Source organism: Paenibacillus sp. J22P165 (genome assembly GCF_059692015.1).
Genome location: NZ_JCAUAP010000005.1, coordinates 176,711 through 194,630, shown reverse-complemented (window position 1 = coordinate 194,630; position 17,920 = coordinate 176,711). Strand labels below are relative to the sequence as shown.

Sequence of the window (17,920 nt, the reverse complement as noted above, 5' to 3'; positions counted from 1 at the left end):
AAGATAGGCTTGTTCGAGCGAAACGGATCGTGCATGTAGGTTATCGGTACCTTATTATGATAAAATGTAAGAAATTTATGAGAGGCTGGAGGATGTCGATGATGAACAATCGAAACTGGGCTGGCAATTATACATACAGCGCCTCGAACTATCATGTTCCGGTGAATGTGGAAGAGATTCAAGAATTGGTGGCTCGCAGCAATCAAATTAAGGTGCTGGGAACCCGTCATTCGTTTAATGGCATTGCCGATAGCACGGAAAGCTTGATCTCGCTTCAGAATTTGAATCGTGTGATTACACTTGACCGAACGCACAATAAGGTAACGGTTGAGGCTGGCATTCGCTATGGTGAGCTAGGTCAATTTCTCCATGCGAATGGGTATGCCCTGCACAATTTGGCATCGTTGCCGCACATTACCGTTGCAGGGGCATGTGCGACAGCCACACACGGTTCCGGGGATCGGAACGGCAACTTGGCGACAGCGGTACATGCAATGGAAGTTGTTAAAGCAGACGGGAGTATCGCTGTGTTCTCCCGTGATCATCAAGATGGGCTCCTTGCTGGAGCTGCCGTTGGATTAGGTGGATTAGGGATCGTTACAAAAATCACCTTAGATGTGGTTCCATCTTTTGAAATGATTCAGCATGTTTACGACAACTTGCCATTGGCACAGCTTGAAGAGCACTTCGACGATATTTTCTCTAGCGGCTATAGTGTCAGCTTGTTCACGAACTGGCAGGAAGCCATGTTCAATCAAGTATGGGTGAAGCGCAAAGTGGAGGAACCAGCCTCTGCCATCGAGAAGGTGGAATCCGAGTTCTTTGGAGCAAGACTAGCCGACATGCATCGCCATCCGGTGCCAGGTCACACAGCCGAGAATTGCAGTGAACAGATGGGGATACCAGGACCATGGCATGAACGGATGCCGCATTTCCGAATGGACTTCACCCCAAGCGCTGGGGAGGAATTGCAAAGCGAGTACTACGTGCCCCGTCAACATGCCTATGCGGCATTATGTGCACTCGATCGTATCAAGGAGCATATATCGCCACTATTATATGTTTCTGAGGTACGTACAATAGATGAAGATGATTTGTGGATGAGCCCTTGTTACCGCCAAGAGTCGGTAGCTTTCCATTTTACGTGGAAGCCGAATTGGGAGGCTGTTAAACAAGTACTGCCTATGATTGAGCAGCTCCTCGAACCCTTCGAGGCTCGGCCGCATTGGGCCAAGCTGTTCACGATGCCACCGGCACGCGTGCAGTCGCTTTATGCGAAGCTGCCCGACTTCCAGCAACTGCTTCTTCAATGTGACCCGCAGGGGAAATTCCGCAATGACTATTTGAGAACTTATATTATGGGAGACCAACGATGAAAAGAATTGGTTGCTTCCATGCTCATCATTCCAATATTGAACATATCGACAACGCCCTGCTTGGTTTAGGTGTGGAACTCATTCATTTTGTAGATCCTGGTCTGGATCGGATCAAGTCGGATGCCGATTTCACGACGGCAACGGCCCAAAAGAAAGTGCTTGAAACACTGGACTGGATAGCGAATTGCCACGTGGATGCGATATTAATCACGTGTACCTTTTTTACAGCCATTTATCAGGAAGACTTGCATCGCTTTTCAATCCCGATTATCAAAATTGATGATCCGCTGTTTGAAGAAATCTGCGAGTCGAATCAAACTACGGTCATTGCGTTCACGAATCCGAACACCGTTCAAGGAACGATGAATCAACTAGCCGCCTATGCTCAAAAGAAGGGGAAAGCGCTGGAAGCAGCGCCTGCCCTTTTGGAGAATACCTTTGATCTCATTATGCAAGGTAAAAAAACGGCGTACGTTCAAGCGGTCTCACAAGGTTTGATTCAACTTATAGAGGAAAACCCGGGGAAGCGCGTGGTTGCAGCCCAGCTCTCTATGGTTCCTGCTGCTCTAGCAGCTGAAAAGCAAACCAATCGTGCCGTTGGCAACCAACTCGTGTCGTTAGCCACGTATGTAAAGGACGTTTTGGCCTTATAATTAGCTTTACATGAGGAAAGCCCCGATCCGTAAAGGATACGAGGCTTTTTTCGTTTTTTAAGGAATGGCTACCGTGTTCTTTTCTTGCAATGTAGTGAGGTCGTTCGCTTTAATAAGTCCGTTCGAGATGGTATAGAGGGTGTCTCCAATATAGAGAACGCGCTCCACTTGTTTGTCACCTGCATAAAAGTGCTGCCCTGCTTTTTGCAGCTCTTCCTTCGAGAGATGTGAGATGCCTCCGCGCAACTGGAAACCTTTTTCCAAATCAAGGTTGTAAACATATGCCCCTTGGAAAGCAAAGCTTCCATAAGCACTAGCCACATTTTTCGGATTGCTTGCCGTTTGATTCGGATCGATTTTCATTACGGTAACAGGGAAGGAGAGTAGATTTTTCTCTTTGGAGAAGAGCAAAGCACGGTGATTGTACAGCAACTCGGAATCCGTTCCCCGATCACCAATCATTTCCGTGAATTTCTCCTTCGGATTATTCACATCAGATACATCGAACAATGCGACTTTCATACCTTGGTAATAGGCGATGGATTGTGATCCAAGCACGTTTTTGTTCTCGACCTCAATGGTATCTTTTCCGAAGCCAATAATATGGTTTTCATCATAAGGATGCAGATAGTTGCTATATCCAGGGATCTTCAAAGCCCCTAACAATTTGGGCTTATCAGGTTGCTTTAAATCCAAGACGAACAGCGGGTCGGTGTTTTTAAAAGTAACCATGTAGGCGCGGTCACCCATGAAGCGAGTGGAATAAATGCGCTCACCTGGCGCGATGTTTAAGATGCTGCCGACTTCTTTCAGGCTCGGATCGAGAATATAGACATGGTTTTTCGACGTTCCTTCATCTGTCCGCCAGATTTCGCCGGTGGTTGTAGCCAGACGAAGATAACCGTTATGCTCATCCATGGAGAATTGATTGAGTAGATGGCCAGGCACCTTGCCTGTATGTTGATACACAGCTTTGCCATTGTTCAGCCCGAATTGATATAGAATGGTTTCCTGTTGTTGCTCCTCATATTTCGTTGCGGCCACATATAAGTTCTCTTCGGAGGCGTACACGTTTTGCCCTGAGCCGAGGTAGGAGGTCACATTCATGGTTTCGGTTAGATGATCTAGGTTCATGCCTCCGATGAGGACATAGTTAGGTTCCAAGGCTTTAGGCAAATAGTAGATTTGATCCAAGGGAACCGAAGTAAAGGAATCACCTGCTGAAGAATCTCGATAACTAGGAGCCAGCTCTTTTTTCATGCCTTCCATATCCGCCAGTTCGCGGTATTGATAGTAATTGACATATTTATTGGCGATAAAATAGAGGGATGATCCGATTTTGCGAGAGGAAATATAGTTTCCTTCAAGTTCAACGTCTTTAACTAGCTTCAGGCTACTGCGATCCGTGAGATCGTAAACCATGACCTTTGTAGTTGCCTGCGAGCGTATAGGCGAGATCAATCTCTTGCTTGTAATGCCAACACTTGTACTGCTGCTAGCAGCCTCATTATAAGGAACTGGCTTGAAGTTCTGATAGGATTGCCCCAACACGATGAGATGCTTATCATCTACGTAGATTTCACTGGGTTGGAACTGTGTGTTTTGTGTTTTGGGGAAATCAAGGATACTCAGTACCTTCATCTGGTCCGCGGGATAAGCCTGAGTGACTACGATGCGCTGCTTATTGACGGTATAAATGTACGTTTCATCTGACTTGACGACGTCCGACTCATCGACGCCTTGAACTTGTACGTTCGTTCCAGAATACTCGGGCGCCACGGATCTGGCTGAATCTTGAACCGCGACACCTGCACTGCCGGCAACAGCTGGCGCTGAGGAAGTCGTGGAGGATTTAGCTATCGCTGATACACCCATGAGAGAATCAACAACGATTCCTTTGCTTTCATTCTGCGTCAGTAGGGTAACCAAATGGTCGTAGGTACCTACAACTGGCAAGCTGTCGGCTGGCTTGGTGACGCTAACGGAACTAGTTGCGGAATCCCAACGAACAATTTGATCGGCGCTTTCCATAAAGAAACGCAGCGGGACGTAGAGGGAGTCATCTACAATTTGTGTGGTTCCTTTCATAGTGGTTGCCTGCCCATTTACGTAAGCGTGATCGGTGTGCACGGGCAGTTTCAATTCGTATCCGTTACGTGTAACAACGGCAACCCGTTCAAAGTCATTCCAGGTCACTTCCATCTCTAAAGCGTTTGCAAGATCGCGAACGGACGCCATCAAAACTCCATCGATCATACGAGGTTGACTCGCGAAAGCGATCGGTTGGCCCTCAAGCTTAACAATAGTTTCCTGACCAGCATTCGTAGAGACGGGGGTAAAAGCTGAGGTTAAGAGGATCGCGGTCGTTAGGAGGCCGGCGGCTAAAACCTTTTTCTTCATGTATCTCATCCTTTGCTTCATATTATAAGTTTCCATTATTTTTATCTGTATCCACTTAACGGATGGTAGCGGCGATTTGTTTCACTTTTTTGGAAATATTTTTATGTACAACGTTAACGACATGCCGAGATTGAAAATAGCCTGACAGCCCCATTTTGATATATGATAGTTATATGAAAAATATGGATAAAATGAGTCGTCGTTCCTTTTTGAAAAAGGGTTTATTGCTGGGTGGAGGTCTACTATCCGTCCCCCCAATAAGTTACGGGTATGCCACGTGGGTGGAGCCCCGTTGGTTGCAAGTGGAGCGAATTTCGCTCTCTTTCCCGACACTGCCGGAAGCCTTCAAGGGGCTGCGTGTTGTGCAATTCAGTGATCTTCATTTTGGATTTCATATGGATATTAAGCAATTAACCAAGGTAGCCCAGACGATCCAAGCAGAAAAACCAGATATCGTATGCTTTACCGGAGATCTCGTCGATTATGAGATCGGTGGGCAGGATCAAGAAATCCGCGATGTGCTGCGTACGATCACTGCAACATACGGCTGCTATGCCGTACTTGGCAATCATGATTACTATGGAGATGTAGAAGAAGTAGCAGACGTTCTAGAGGAAGGGGGCTTTCACTGTCTGCGCAATAAAGGGATCAGGCTGCAGAGAGGCAACCAATCCATTTGGATTGCGGGTGTAGAAGATATGTGGGAGGGCGTTCCTAATCTGAAAACGGCTCTGCAATCGGCGAAAAAAGAGGAATGGGTACTCCTCTTGTCCCACGCACCGGATTACGCGGATGTGGCTGCTAGCGAGGCCGTCCATTTGCAACTCTCGGGCCATTCTCACGGTGGACAAGTGAGATTGCCGATCATAGGTCCGTTGGCTTCGGTTCCCTTTGGTGTTAAATATCCATCCGGACTTTACCAGGTTGGGACTCATAAGTCGCTTACTCTGTATACCAATCGAGGTATCGGTGTGTCCGTGCAACCCATTCGCTTCATGTGCCGTCCAGAGATAACGGTACTGACATTGGCTTAAAGAGTTGGCTTTACAATAGGCTAGAAAGGAGGAGTCCAAATGCGGACAAATAGTCTCCTCGAATTGTTCTTGTTTCCACCGACGAATTTGAATCAACAGAAGTTGGAGAAGCAGCTGATGGGCAAAACGGTGCTTATAACGGGCGCCAGCTCCGGCATAGGCGAACAACTCGCTTATCTGTTCTCTGAGATAAAGGTTCACTTGATCTTGGTGGCTAGACGAAGTGAGCAGCTCTTAGCTATAAAAAGCCAAATTGAAGCGAAAGCAACCGCCCGAGTTAGCGTGTTCCCTGCGGATCTTCGAGATTCACAAGACATGGAGAGATTACTGACCTTCCTTCATCAACTACCGGATGGATTGGATATTCTCATCAGCAATGCAGGTCATTCGATTAAGCGTTCCATTCAGCAATCTTTAGACCGCTATCATGATTTCACCCGGACGATGGCGATTAATTATTTCGCTCCGGTTCAATTATTGTTATCTACCCTTCCACTGCTTGAAAAAAAGCAAGGGCACGTCATCCACATGTCTACAGTTAATGCGCTGCTGCTCCCCTTGCCATATTGGGCTGCCTACCAGGCATCCAAGTCTGCTTTTGACACCTGGTTCCAGTCCGCCTCTCCAGAGCTGAACATGATGGGCATCGCCACGACGGCGGTCTATCTACCGTTAGTTCGAACGCCTATGATTCTGCCAACTGCTGCGTATCGTAATGTCCCCGCTATGTCCCCAGAGCAGGTTGCCAAGATGATCGGCAAAGCTATCTATACGCAGCGAAAGACACTTAAACCATGGTGGTTGATTTTCGGACAGCTGGCTAGCCTATTTCTTCGAGGATATTGGGCGTACGCGATGCCAAGGATGCTGAGGAACAAGGGGAACAGTCATGAGAATCGTTAAGCTGATTTATGTTTTATATCAAATTAGACTGCTCTCGCTGTTCGCATTATGTCGATTAGCTTCTGCTATGTACACCTCAGGCATTAACTTGATGGCTTTGCTTCATTTTGCAGCTAGAACCTACGGAGATCGAATCGCTCTCGTTGATGAGCAGGAAACCCTCACTTACCGCCAATTATTCGCACAATCCGTGAAGTTATCGAGCGTGTTGAAGATGAAATACGGACTTGTATGCGGTCAAAAAGTAGGCTTTTTGTGCAAAAACCATGCTTCGTTGGTGAAAGCCATCTATGCGGTTTCTTTTGCGGGAGCAGATATCTATTTGCTGAATGCGGAAATGAGCAAGGTGCAATTGCAGCGCATTCTTGAGAGCAAAGACTTTCATCTGGTGATCTATGACGACGAACTAAGCGCCATACTTGAGCAAACGACATATACGAACGCCAAGCTGTTGAGCTATCATGATACAAATCCTGCAATATCCAATATTGCTGACTCCACAAGTTACGAAAAGATCAGACAACATCGAGCTTCCTCCGGGAAATTAGTGCTGCTGACAGGCGGAACCACAGGCAAGCCCAAAGAAGCGGCGCATCAACCCTCGCTTTTTAATTATTTAGACCCCTTCGTGGGTTTCCTTAAGCGGTTGCAAATCTTGAAAAGGCATACCGCCTACATCGCGACACCGATTTATCACGGTTATGGGGTAGCGGTGCTGCTCCTTTTCTGCGTATTAGGAAAAAAAGTAGTCATTCATCGGGGATTTGATGCAGAGAAAGCCCGCCGATTAATTCGAGAGCATCAGGTAGATATCGTAACGGTAGTACCTCTAATGTTACATAAAATGTTGAAAACCAACGCGAGCGATTTGAAATCGCTGTCTTGTATAGCTTCAGGCGGTGCTGAGCTCAATCCCAAACTGGTCCGAGAGACGCTAAATCAATTGGGAGATGTGTTATACAATTTGTATGGCACGTCAGAAGCAGGCTTGAATATCATAGCCGTTCCCCAAGATCTAACCTATTCCGCACATACGATCGGCAGAAAGATAAGCGGTGTCTATCTCAAAATAATGGATGATCAACAACAAGAAGTCGCAATCGGCAGCGTAGGTCAATTTTGTATTCGAAATAGATGGTCAATGAGCAACAAAGCAGATGTATGGATCGAAACCGGCGATTTGGGCTATCGAGATGAGAAGGGCTATTACTTCTTGCGTGGCAGAGTGGACAGTATGATTGTTTCGGCGGGGGAAAATGTGTTTCCGCTTGAAGTGGAACAAATCCTACACACGCACCCCTCCATCGAGGATGCAGCTGTCGTGGGGATTTCGGATGAGCATTTCGGGCAGCGTTTGAAAGCGTTGGTCCAGTTAGTGCCGGGTGCAGAATTATCGGAAGAGGAGCTCCTAAACTGGCTGCGCACTAGATTGGCACGATTTCAGCTGCCCAAAGAGATCAGCTTCGTCGAGCATTTACCCTATACCCCATTAGGGAAACGGGATAAAAAAGCGATGGGAAATGAAAAATGACCACCACATGCGCTGATTGTGGCAGTCATTTTGATCAGAATAGTCGGAAGGGTGAAAAGGGTCTTGCAGTGTCCAAAAGAAAAATAGCTAAGAGATCAAACAAAACTAAAGGAATGAGAAAGGGCAGGAATGAGATATGAGCTTTCTTTCCAGTACGTTTTGGTTTTAAATAGACCTGTTGGCCGTCCACTTTCACGATGGTCCCTTTGTATGTGCCATGTGTTGTTTGTATCATCACTTCGCGATTGAGGTACTTTTTACAAATCAAATAGGAATCTGATCGCATCAAGGAATACCTCCTTTCTAGCTTTATTAATCTAGTATATGTTCGTCCCATAGAACAAGTGTGTGTGTTAGATAATTATTCCTGTTTGGTTGGGCCCAGGAGAGGCGAGGCGAGCATCATACTACTTTTTTATATTATCGCGAGTGACAAATTTCAGAATTTGTCATTCGTAATTTGTTAGTGAAAGGTTACGGGCAATGTGTTTGGCAGTGTAGTCAGAGGATGCGATATGAAAAGATATTCAAAATAATAGGAGGTGATAGTTTGTCGAATCATATATACATCATTACAGGAGCATCAAGCGGGCTTGGTTCCCAATTGACTAGACAGCTTTTAGCAGAAGAAAACATGGTTTATTGCTTATCACGCACTGAAAATACAGATATTGTTAGGGAAGCCTCTGGATATAGATATCAGTTCTATGCTGTTGATCTCACTCGTGTAGAGACGTTAAATCGTAGGATACAGGAAATGATTTCAACAATAGATCCGAGCAATCTTGATTCTATAACACTCATTAATAATGCGGCTACAGTATCTCCAATCAAAGATATTCAGGCGTGCACCCAGGAAGAAATTATGCTGCATATACAACTGAACTTAACCGCACCTGTTCTGCTTAGCTCCAATTTTATCAGCTTAACGTCCGATTGGGATGTTAAAAGGAGGCTTGTAAACATCTCTTCTGGATCGGCTAAGTATCCAGCCCCAAGCATGAGTCTGTACTGTTCCACGAAATCGGCGCTAAATATGTTCTCGCAATGTGTGGGACTCGAGCAAGAGCGTGAACCCAATGCTGTTCAAGTCTTTGCAATCGACCCAGGCATGATGGATACCGAAATGCAAAAAATAGCACGTGATTCTGATTTTCCATTAACGGGTTATTTTACAAAACAGAAACAAGAAGGCAACCTTGCCGATCCCGTTGATGTAGCAAGTAAGATTTTAACCTTGATCAACTCCCCACGGATAAAGAATGGCGATATTCATCGCGTGTGAGTGATAAAGAAATATGGGCGTGTACCGAGAATAGGAGAGTTCGCAATGGAACTTCAATGGAGAAAAACGTTCGCTATCATTTTTAGCGGGCAAATCTTTTCAATATTAACTTCCTCTATGGTCCAATTCTCTATTATTTGGCACTTAACGGAGACGACGGGTTCAGCCGCGGTATTGATGATTGCTGGACTTGCTGCTTTTTTACCACAAGCGATTCTGGGTCCATTTATAGGCGTCTGGCTTGATCGATGGAACCGCAAAAAGACGATGATTGTAGCGGATAGCGCAATTGCATTTTTTAGCTTGATTTTAGGGATATACTTCTTTTTTGGCGAACCCAGCTTGGGATTTGTTTATGTGATTTTAATGATACGTTCTACGGCTTCTGCTTTTCATGCTCCAGCATTTCAAGCGGCAATTCCGCTCATAGCTCCTCAAGATCAGTTAACACGCGTGGCAGGTTGGCATCAAATGGTGTTCTCTTTCTCAACGGTGATTGGACCTGCGCTTGGAATTGCTGTTTACTCGGCTACTTCCCTAGGAGCGGTATTGTTTCTAGATGTGGTTGGCGCTTTAATCGCAAATACCATGCTGTCATTTGTTAAGATTCATCAACCCAAATCAGAGTCTATAGATACGCCTTCGTTCTTAAAGGAATTTAAGCTTGGCTGGGAGGCATTCGTTCAAGTAAAACCGATTGTCGTGATTACGCTGGCTACAACCGTTTTCGGCATCGCATTTATGCCACTTGCGACGTTGTTTCCTTTTATGACATTATCTCATTTTGGCCGTGGGGGATATAGTGCGAGCCTCATAGAGGCTGTGTTCAGCATTGGCATGGTCTTGGGTGGTGTCATGTTATCGGTAATCGCTTCGAAATGGAAGGACATTACTTATATGAGTTTAAGTTTGATCGTCATTGGTCTCACTTGTCTGTTGAGTGGTGTAATTAGTAAAGAAGCCTTCATTCTGTTCGTGATTTTTTCGTTCTTTATGGGAGGGGCTGCTCCTTTCTACAACGGTCCTTTCATGGCGATGATTCAGAGGGCGTATGAACCAGCGATGTTGGGACGTGTCATTTCACTTGTTACCAGCGTCATGATGCTATCCTCACCCATTGGTCTCTTGCTAGCGGGACCGACTGTAGATAAATATGGTGTTCAGATGTGGTTCTTCTGGTCAGGTATTATCGTGATAGTAACCGGTGTCATCTTATTCATTGCATTCAAGCGGATGCGAGTGGATCTCGTGCAAAAGAATGGCGAGGTATTGGAGTAACGATACAATGGTAGAGATAGGGGAAGCATAATGGGCTATGTAGAAGACTTAAGAAAAATTGTAGGGACGATTCCACTTATTTTAGTCGGTGCGGTCGTTATTATTGTGGATGAACATAATAACATTTTATTGCAAAAACGAAATAGTCACCCTGTAGGACGATATGGCTTACCTGGCGGATTAATGGAATTAGGGGAGTCTACGATCGAGACTGCTCAGAGAGAAGTCTATGAAGAAACAGGACTTACAGTGAGGGACCTTCAATTAATTGATGTTTTCTCGGGTAAAGAACATTTTATCAAAACACCCAATGGTGATGAGTTTTATGTTGTTGTTACAGCTTATTGGACCAAGGCGTATAAGGGTGATTTAAAAATTAATGATGCAGAATCGATGAGTTTAGAGTTTAGGAATAGGAATGAGCTACCTGAGAACATGGTAAAAAGTCACAAAGAAATGATAACTAAGTATATGGCTATGTTGACCTAAAGGAAGACGAACTAAAAATGGAGTGCTAAAATATGAAATCACCATCATCCTTTTTAAGGCAAATTCAGATGAAGAGACAGCGTATTTCCTCCTACAATGACTATCCTTTTAATCTAGGGGTTATAAAAAGTCTCACTTCGCTGGATTTCCACCCGAAAGTTACCTATATCGTTGGAGAAAATGGTATGGGGAAATCAACGCTTATGGAGTCCATTGCCGTAGCTTGGGGGTTTAATCCAGAAGGTGGGACTATCAACTTTTCATTCTCGACGAGAGCTTCGCATTCGAACTTGTATGAATATATGCAATTGATAAAAGGTCCTCTTCGACCCAAAGATGGTTTCTTCTTTCGAGCTGAAAGTTACTATAATTTTGCTACAAATATAGATGATCTCGATAATGAATTCTCTTTCGGTCGTCCCATCAAAGACTCTTATGGCGGGAAGTCCCTTCATGAGCAGTCACATGGTGAGTCTTTTTTCTCAACATTTGTTCATCGTTTTGGCGGCAATGGCTTATATATTTTGGACGAGCCTGAGGCAGCGTTGTCCCCACTCCGTCAAATGGCAATGCTTGCTCGAATTCATGAGCTGGTTCAACAAAATTCACAATTTATCATCTCAACTCACTCACCGATTCTTATGGCTTATCCCGATTCGATTATTTATAATCTCAAGCCGGATGGCATTGAAACGAAGACTCTAGAGGAAACGGACCATTACCTCATTATGAGGCAGTTCCTAAATAACAAAGAAAACATGCTCAAGCAGTTATTTGAAAATCAAGAGAATAATACATAAACTTCTGTCGTACTGGCATACTTTCACTTCGACAAGCGTATCTCTCAAAGATAGTTCATCAGAGGGGGAGTATCCATGACTGATTATACGGAGAATAACCGCGAACATTGGAACGCCCGTACCGCCGTCAATGCTGCCAGCGCAGCTAGATATGACATCACGGGGTTCAAAGCAGGTAAATCCTCCTTGACTCCGATTGAACTGGAGGAAATGGGTGATGTGGCGGGTAAGTCGATGCTGCACCTCCAGTGCCATTTTGGTATGGATACACTCTCCTGGGTTCGTCTCGGTGCGAACGTTACGGGGGTTGATTTTTCCGAGGATGCGATCGCCCTCGCTGAGCAATTGCGTCAGGAAACAGGGCTAGATGCACGATTCATCTGCACGGACATTTACGAGCTGCCCCAGGTACTTGATGAGAAGTTTGATATCGTCTATACATCAGGGGGTGTCTTGTGTTGGCTCTCCGATCTTGATCGGTGGGCAAAGGTCATCTCACATTTCCTCAAACCAGGCGGCATCTTGTATTTACTGGATGAGCATCCGTTTCTCAATGTCTTTGATGATACTGGCGATGTGACGGATTTGCACACACACTATCCTTACTTTCATACAGAGCAACCCCTACGAATTGAGGGTCTCTTGCCTCATTCTGATCCCGCGGCTAATCAGCGGGGTGTCGAATATACGTGGAGCTACAGTTTTAGCGATATCCTGAACGCATTAATTGCTGCGGGTCTGCGCTTGGATTATCTCCACGAGTTTAACTATGGGAGCAATCGACGCTTCCCGTTCATGACGAAGGGGAAGGACGGTTGGTGGCGATGGAACGACGCAACTAATGATATTCCATTGACATTTTCGCTTCAGGCCACAAAGGGGTAAACGGGGTTTCACACTTACGAGACGACGGCATTCAGCACATGGATTGTCGTCGTTTGTGGACTTCAATACCTGTTTTACATAGGCAAGGAAATAAAAGGTATACCTTCCATTCATCTAATTTGACAGGATCATCTCGTTGCGTGATAATTAGAATGAACGTTCGATCTAATAATTGTGATGCTTATTAGAAAAAACGGAAACGATAAACTGGGAGGTTTTTAACATGAGTAAAACAGTCTTTATTACAGGAACAAGTTCAGGTTTGGGTAAATTAACTGCGATTCGATTTGCTCAAATGGGCTGGAATGTAGCTGCTACAATGCGTACGCCGGAGTTGGAGACAGAACTTACAGCTTACGAAAATATAAAAATTTTCAAACTGGATGTAACCAATGTGGAGCAAGTTCATACCGCGGTAGAGCAAGCGATTGCTGCTTTCGGAAAGATTGACGTGGTCGTTAACAACGCAGGTATGGGAACTTACGGTGCATTGGAATTGGCGAAGGAGGAAGCCATCGATTGGCAGTTTGCCGTGAATGCGCGCGGCCCCATTAATGTTATTCGTGGATTTTTACCACATTACAGAACGACTGGCGGCGGCATGTTCATCAATATTAGTTCATTCATGGGGGTTACGACTGCTGTGCCGCTAGGATCGCTTTATAACATGTCCAAGTTTGCATTGGAAGGATTGACGGAGGGTCTCTATTACGAGCTGAAGCCGTTGAATATCGAACTAAGACTAATCGAACAAGGTGGATCGACAGGGAATAATTTTAAAGGAAATATTACTTGGAACAAAGACGCTGAGATTAAAGACTACGATGATCTGATGACAAAAGTAGAAGAGCGCATCAATAACTCGGATCCTAGCCAATTGGATGACCCACAAATCATTGTGGACGCCATTGTAGCTCAAGCAACAGGAGAAAGCACCAAATTCCGTACTGTCATCGGAGCCGCAGGCAACAATCTTTTAGCCATGAGAAATTCTGTACCTATTGAAGAATATTTGGATACAATAGCTAAGAGTTACATGTAACGTTTGTCCAATGATGCTGACTTGACGAATCTGAATTTGAGTTGTATTTTAGACTGACTAGAACGAGCGTTCAATTTATTAATGGGGAGGGAGGAACAGTATGTTTGTTGCGTATAATAAGGTACAGCGAGCTGTGCTAGAAACGACACTTAACATCATCATTCAGAAGGAATTGCAGGCAACTTCAATGGCGTTAATCGCCAAAGAGTCCGGAGTTTCGACGGGTAACATTTATCACTATTTTAAAAGCAAAGAAGATATTGTTAACGAGTTGTACAAAGCGATTGTTACGTTTAATGGGAATTATGTGCGTGAAGGTATCGATAAGGGCATAACGATCCGTGAAAAATTTGAGTTAGGATGGAAGCGGGTCATCGAGTTAGGTCAAAAGTATCCGCAGGGATTTCAATTTATTGAGCAGTATTCTTTCTCGCCTTATATTTATGATGAAGTGAAAAAAGAGGTCTATACAGGTGGTTGGTGTGGACCCATGAACCATTTATACGAAGAAGCCATTGAGCAAAAGTTGTTTAACCCTCTGAATCCAAAAATGATGGTCCAAATGCATTACGGAACATTCGTCTACATGTTGAAAGGCCATCTGCATGGTGTTTTCGAGTTAACGAATGACAGTATCCATGATGCAATCTGTTCCTGTTGGAGTGCTGTTTCGTTGAATGAACGTAATGAAGGTTAATCTTCCTTTTTATAAGTAGATTGAACGTTCGTTAAAAAGGGTACACGGAGGGTTGGGAGGTACCACTTGATAGTTAGGAATACGGCCAAAGCCATAATCGAACATGAGAATAAGCTTCTTTTTATTAAGAAAAGAATTGATGAAATTGGTGTTTATTATACCTTGCCAGGTGGCGGGCAGGAATCGGACGAGACAATGGAAGATACGATTCTACGCGAGTGCAAAGAGGAATTGAATGTTAAGGCAAATGTCAAAGAACTGGTTTGCGTTAGAGAATATATATCTAATCATCATGAGTACTCTTTTTTAGTTAAACAGGTACACGCAATTGAATTCATCTTTCGCTGTTCCTTAGTAGTTGAAGAGGAGCTTACTCATTTACAAAATGATGTTGCTCAGATTGGATTTGAGTGGCTGGATATCTCAACAATCATAGAGTCTCTAAAACAAGACAGCCCAATAAACGGTCTCAAGTTTCCTCAAACACTCAAACTTTTTTTGCAAGAATATTATATAGCGTGTAGGGTTGAACCCTATTCAAAATTTATATTTAGTTAAGTAACACAATTGAAATCTTAATTTCACACTGAGTTAATAAAGCAAGCTTATAATAAAACATGACCCCCCTTTAAAATATGAATTTGGACCCGCAGCTGTTGCTGTGGGTCTCTTTTTTAATCGACCAGAATTCTTGATAGTGATATAGTCGTAATGGGTAAAACAACCAAGATTTGACTGGGAGGTTTTAATTTTGCTTAATGATGTAAAACTTAGTATAGAAATGAAAACAGAAACACTGGAATCTCTATTACACCTTCTGGATGAATTCTACGTGTTCCCCGATGTAGCAACCAACATACGTGCCGAGTTTAGTCAAAAACTAGTAAATGGCAGCTATAATGAGGTCACGACGGCATCCGCTTTCTGCGAGCTTGTTACAAAAGATTTGCAGGCCATAAGCAAAGATAAGCATTTGAATATTTGTTTTAGTAAAGAGGTGCTTCCTCCACGGAAGGTAGAAGAAAGTACAGCCGATTTTCCAGAGCGTTTAAAAACGCAGTTTATGCTGGATAACTATGGTTTTGCTAAAGTGGAACGACTCTCTGGGAATATTGGATATCTTGCGTTACATAGTTTTGTTCCACCGGAATTTGCTGGTGAAACAGCTGTCAGCGCGATGAATTTCTTGGCAAATACGAGTGGCTTAATTATCGACCTTCGGAAAAATCGGGGCGGGTCATCCTTTATGGTCGTTCTCCTTGCAAGTTATTTATTGGAGAGCACTCATGCAGTTGCAATAAGTGAATACTACTGGAGACATTACAAGATCACCCAATCTTTTTGGAATATGCCCTATGTTTCAGGAAAAAGATTTGGGGGTAAGAAACCGATATGCATCTTAACCAGTAAGCAAACATTTTCAGGGGCCGAAGAATTTGCTTATAGCCTTCAAGCACTTAAAAGAGCTGTAGTTGTAGGTGAAACTACGGGTGGTGGTGCTAACCCTGGTTGGATGCATCGAATCAATGACCATTTTGAAGTGTTTATTCCAAACGCACATGCTATTAATCCAATAACAAAGGACAGTTGGGAAGGCAAAGGTGTTACTCCGGATATCGAAGTTACAGAGGAGGAAGCATTCGAGGCTGCTTATATAACTCTTATCAAACAAGGCCTAGAGCAAATGATGGATAGCCCCATTCCAGGGCAAGAGAAACTTAGTAAGGAAATAAAGGCAACTTTAGAAAATCTAATTAAGATATAACTCAATAGAAGCATCGTTAGATTGTATCATTAAGACTGTCTGTATCTGGAGGTAAAAATGAAGCTATTGGCCTACTTTACACGCACGATATTAGTACTCGCAACGCTCGGCGCGCTACTGTTGCTCGCTCTCTCTTTTCTATTCAACGGTACCAGTGAGCCAGCGTACAGGCTGCTTGCGATTTGGGGAGGATATCCGCTTATCGGACTCATCCTTATCATCGTGAACGAGATTTTGCTGCGAAAGGCGTTCGCAAATCGTTCCTTTCGGACATACGGCCTTTTTTGGGCGTGCGTCGTGATTGTCGTGTTGTGCGCTTGGGCAATATCTGCTTATTTTTGAGAAGATTTACTGATATCGTTGTCATGAAAAGAGGCTGTGCCAAAAGTCAAATTAGACTTTTTGAAACAGTCTCTTCTTTCGTTAATGACCTAGGAGTAATGAACCTGCTTCCTCTGCTTCCTCTGTTTCCCGCAATTTAACTGGATTTTCTCCATCTATTTGAAGCGGATTTCTCGAATCCGAAAGGTTAACTGTATTTCCTGTAGTTAAATTCCTTCGATTTGCTCGTTTCTTCAAATTTTGAATAAAATAGATGTATTTTTTCCATCTAATCCTGAAAAAAGGTCAGATCCGAGCAAATTAGATGTAGTTTATCCATCTAAACATCGCCAAATCAACTATAATCCGATTACGCTAGATGCTCATCTTGAAGCGATTGGAAATTCCTTGTTTGAAGGTTGGTTAAAGGACATATTTCCAAATAACCCAAGAAATTAAAGCGGATATCCATGAGACGAATCCGAAGATCATCACAATTTTATTCTCACTCCAACCATACTTTAGACTAAAGTGGTAATGAATAGGTGCCATTCGGAATATTCGCAATTTGGTTTTCTTGTAATACCACACTTGCAAAATGACGGATAGTTGCTCTGCTATATAAACAAAAAATAAGATCGGAATCAAAATTTCAACCTTTTCGATGACAGCTAGGAAAGCTAGTGAACCACCAATCGCAAGTGAGCCCGTGTCTCCCATAAACGCTTTTGCTGGATAAATATTGTAAATAAATAAACCCAGTAAGCAGCCAATCATTACTAACGAAAAAGTCTGTACTTCAATTCTTTCTGAAATTACAAAAAAGAAAAAGAACGTTGGTATTGCAACGTTTATTAGAAGTCCATCCAGCCCATCCGTAAAATTGATCGCATTGGCTGAACCAACAATAAATAATATCATGACGATGAGATATACGAAAATTGGCAAGTGGAGGTTGAAACCTATAAATAGGGTTATATCTGAACTCAACTCGAACTGATAAAGTAAAACAAATAACAATACAATAGTGAATGAGAATTGAAAAACGAGTTTCGTTTTTCCAGAAATACCTGATGGGTCCTGAAAAGCAGCCTTTTTAAAGTCATCCATGAATCCTAATAAGCCAAATAAAACAAACGTTGCTCCAAGGAAAAGGACCAGTGGCAGCGGGTGGAAGTATGTTGAAGTAATTACCCCTATAAGAAGGATAATGCCTGCCATTAGTGGGGTACCACGTTTGGCCTGATGGTCAGGTGGCAACTCGACTCGGATTGGTTGCGTCAGCTTTAAACTGCGCAATGTCCATATTAAAATAGGTGTTAACATAGCGACAAGCAGAAATGAAACACTTATAGCACTTAATAATGAACTCTCCATCGTGGTTCTCCCCTAACGAAATCATTTAAATTCGTATACGATAGTATACGACACATATATGGACAAATAGTCCCCTTAAAATAA

17 protein-coding genes are annotated in these 17,920 nt (G+C 43.6%); 15 read left to right on the top strand and 2 right to left on the bottom strand.

Features of this window, described 5'->3' with window-relative positions; genetic code table 11:
• The first annotated feature begins 98 nt into the window (after positions 1-98).
• Both AC58QM_RS13605 and AC58QM_RS13600 read left to right on the top strand, forming a co-directional pair.
• A complete protein-coding gene (locus AC58QM_RS13605; protein WP_497284758.1) occupies positions 99-1,376 on the top strand; it encodes an FAD-binding protein in 1,278 nt (425 codons plus the stop codon).
• Positions 1,373-2,029, top strand: a complete 657-nt coding sequence (locus AC58QM_RS13600) for a hypothetical protein (protein ID WP_497284756.1) — start codon at positions 1,373-1,375, stop codon at positions 2,027-2,029. The genes AC58QM_RS13605 and AC58QM_RS13600 overlap by 4 nt, the downstream gene beginning before the upstream one ends.
• A 57-nt stretch (positions 2,030-2,086) precedes the next feature.
• Here AC58QM_RS13600 and AC58QM_RS13595 read toward each other — a convergent pair whose 3' ends face one another.
• Positions 2,087-4,429 carry a beta-propeller domain-containing protein gene (locus tag AC58QM_RS13595; RefSeq protein WP_497284754.1) on the bottom strand — a complete coding sequence of 781 codons (2,343 nt, stop codon included), beginning with the start codon at positions 4,427-4,429 and terminating at the stop codon, positions 2,087-2,089.
• 302 nt (positions 4,430-4,731) lie between these two features.
• Between AC58QM_RS13595 and AC58QM_RS13590 the strand changes: the two genes are divergently transcribed.
• The 13 genes from AC58QM_RS13590 (at position 4,732) to AC58QM_RS13530 (ending at position 16,480) form a co-directional block, all read left to right on the top strand.
• On the top strand, positions 4,732-5,463 hold the full coding sequence (locus tag AC58QM_RS13590) for a metallophosphoesterase (RefSeq protein ID WP_497285298.1): 732 nt from the start codon (positions 4,732-4,734) through the stop codon (positions 5,461-5,463).
• Positions 5,464-5,502: 39 nt separating this feature from the next.
• Positions 5,503-6,366, top strand: a complete 864-nt coding sequence (locus AC58QM_RS13585) for an SDR family NAD(P)-dependent oxidoreductase (RefSeq protein WP_497284752.1) — start codon at positions 5,503-5,505, stop codon at positions 6,364-6,366.
• Positions 6,353-7,897: an AMP-binding protein gene (locus AC58QM_RS13580; RefSeq protein WP_497284750.1), complete on the top strand. Its 1,545-nt coding sequence runs from the start codon at positions 6,353-6,355 to the stop codon at positions 7,895-7,897. Before AC58QM_RS13585 ends, AC58QM_RS13580 begins: the two co-directional genes overlap by 14 nt.
• 550 nt (positions 7,898-8,447) lie before the next feature.
• Positions 8,448-9,182 carry an SDR family NAD(P)-dependent oxidoreductase gene (locus AC58QM_RS13575; RefSeq protein WP_497284748.1) on the top strand — a complete coding sequence of 245 codons (735 nt, stop codon included), beginning with the start codon at positions 8,448-8,450 and terminating at the stop codon, positions 9,180-9,182.
• 45 nt (positions 9,183-9,227) lie between these two features.
• On the top strand, positions 9,228-10,460 hold the full coding sequence (locus AC58QM_RS13570) for an MFS transporter (RefSeq protein WP_497284746.1): 1,233 nt from the start codon (positions 9,228-9,230) through the stop codon (positions 10,458-10,460).
• 30 nt (positions 10,461-10,490) lie between these two features.
• Positions 10,491-10,949 (top strand): NUDIX hydrolase, encoded by a 459-nt coding sequence (locus AC58QM_RS13565; protein ID WP_497284744.1) that lies wholly within the window; start codon positions 10,491-10,493, stop codon positions 10,947-10,949.
• Positions 10,950-11,017: 68 nt separating this feature from the next.
• Complete coding sequence (locus tag AC58QM_RS13560; RefSeq protein WP_497285296.1) at positions 11,018-11,749, top strand: AAA family ATPase; 732 nt, start codon at positions 11,018-11,020, stop codon at positions 11,747-11,749.
• Positions 11,750-11,824: 75 nt separating this feature from the next.
• On the top strand, positions 11,825-12,634 hold the full coding sequence (locus AC58QM_RS13555; RefSeq protein ID WP_497284742.1) for a class I SAM-dependent methyltransferase: 810 nt from the start codon (positions 11,825-11,827) through the stop codon (positions 12,632-12,634).
• Positions 12,635-12,857: 223 nt separating this feature from the next.
• Positions 12,858-13,676 carry an SDR family oxidoreductase gene (locus tag AC58QM_RS13550; protein WP_497284740.1) on the top strand — a complete coding sequence of 273 codons (819 nt, stop codon included), beginning with the start codon at positions 12,858-12,860 and terminating at the stop codon, positions 13,674-13,676.
• A gap of 100 nt (positions 13,677-13,776) precedes the next feature.
• Entirely contained in the window at positions 13,777-14,373 is a 597-nt protein-coding gene (locus tag AC58QM_RS13545; RefSeq protein WP_497284738.1) for a TetR/AcrR family transcriptional regulator, read from the top strand.
• Positions 14,374-14,439: 66 nt separating this feature from the next.
• Complete coding sequence (locus AC58QM_RS13540) at positions 14,440-14,931, top strand: NUDIX domain-containing protein (RefSeq protein WP_497284736.1); 492 nt, start codon at positions 14,440-14,442, stop codon at positions 14,929-14,931.
• Positions 14,932-15,124: 193 nt separating this feature from the next.
• Positions 15,125-16,138 (top strand): S41 family peptidase, encoded by a 1,014-nt coding sequence (locus AC58QM_RS13535; RefSeq protein ID WP_497284734.1) that lies wholly within the window; start codon positions 15,125-15,127, stop codon positions 16,136-16,138.
• Between the two features lie 57 nt (positions 16,139-16,195).
• Positions 16,196-16,480 (top strand): hypothetical protein, encoded by a 285-nt coding sequence (locus AC58QM_RS13530; protein ID WP_497284732.1) that lies wholly within the window; start codon positions 16,196-16,198, stop codon positions 16,478-16,480.
• Between the two features lie 402 nt (positions 16,481-16,882).
• On the opposite strand, the gene mraY is transcribed toward AC58QM_RS13530, so the two are convergent.
• The gene (mraY, locus tag AC58QM_RS13525) at positions 16,883-17,836 is read right to left on the bottom strand and encodes a phospho-N-acetylmuramoyl-pentapeptide-transferase (protein WP_497284730.1); all 954 of its coding nucleotides are present in this window, start codon (positions 17,834-17,836) and stop codon (positions 16,883-16,885) included.
• Positions 17,837-17,920: the final 84 nt, after the last annotated feature.

What these genes read in the sequence shown, in the direction of transcription:
- AC58QM_RS13560 (WP_497285296.1), top strand. Translation starts at nt 11,018, where the DNA reads ATGAAGAGACAGCGTATTTCCTCCTACAATGACTATCCTTTTAATCTA.
- AC58QM_RS13605 (WP_497284758.1), top strand. Translation starts at nt 99, where the DNA reads ATGATGAACAATCGAAACTGGGCTGGCAATTATACATACAGCGCCTCG.
- AC58QM_RS13530 (WP_497284732.1), top strand. Translation starts at nt 16,196, where the DNA reads ATGAAGCTATTGGCCTACTTTACACGCACGATATTAGTACTCGCAACG.
- AC58QM_RS13555 (WP_497284742.1), top strand. Translation starts at nt 11,825, where the DNA reads ATGACTGATTATACGGAGAATAACCGCGAACATTGGAACGCCCGTACC.
- mraY (WP_497284730.1), bottom strand. Translation starts at nt 17,836, where the DNA reads ATGGAGAGTTCATTATTAAGTGCTATAAGTGTTTCATTTCTGCTTGTC.
- AC58QM_RS13545 (WP_497284738.1), top strand. Translation starts at nt 13,777, where the DNA reads ATGTTTGTTGCGTATAATAAGGTACAGCGAGCTGTGCTAGAAACGACA.
- AC58QM_RS13550 (WP_497284740.1), top strand. Translation starts at nt 12,858, where the DNA reads ATGAGTAAAACAGTCTTTATTACAGGAACAAGTTCAGGTTTGGGTAAA.
- AC58QM_RS13585 (WP_497284752.1), top strand. Translation starts at nt 5,503, where the DNA reads ATGCGGACAAATAGTCTCCTCGAATTGTTCTTGTTTCCACCGACGAAT.
- AC58QM_RS13570 (WP_497284746.1), top strand. Translation starts at nt 9,228, where the DNA reads ATGGAACTTCAATGGAGAAAAACGTTCGCTATCATTTTTAGCGGGCAA.
- AC58QM_RS13595 (WP_497284754.1), bottom strand. Translation starts at nt 4,429, where the DNA reads ATGAAGAAAAAGGTTTTAGCCGCCGGCCTCCTAACGACCGCGATCCTC.
- AC58QM_RS13580 (WP_497284750.1), top strand. Translation starts at nt 6,353, where the DNA reads ATGAGAATCGTTAAGCTGATTTATGTTTTATATCAAATTAGACTGCTC.
- AC58QM_RS13600 (WP_497284756.1), top strand. Translation starts at nt 1,373, where the DNA reads ATGAAAAGAATTGGTTGCTTCCATGCTCATCATTCCAATATTGAACAT.
- AC58QM_RS13565 (WP_497284744.1), top strand. Translation starts at nt 10,491, where the DNA reads ATGGGCTATGTAGAAGACTTAAGAAAAATTGTAGGGACGATTCCACTT.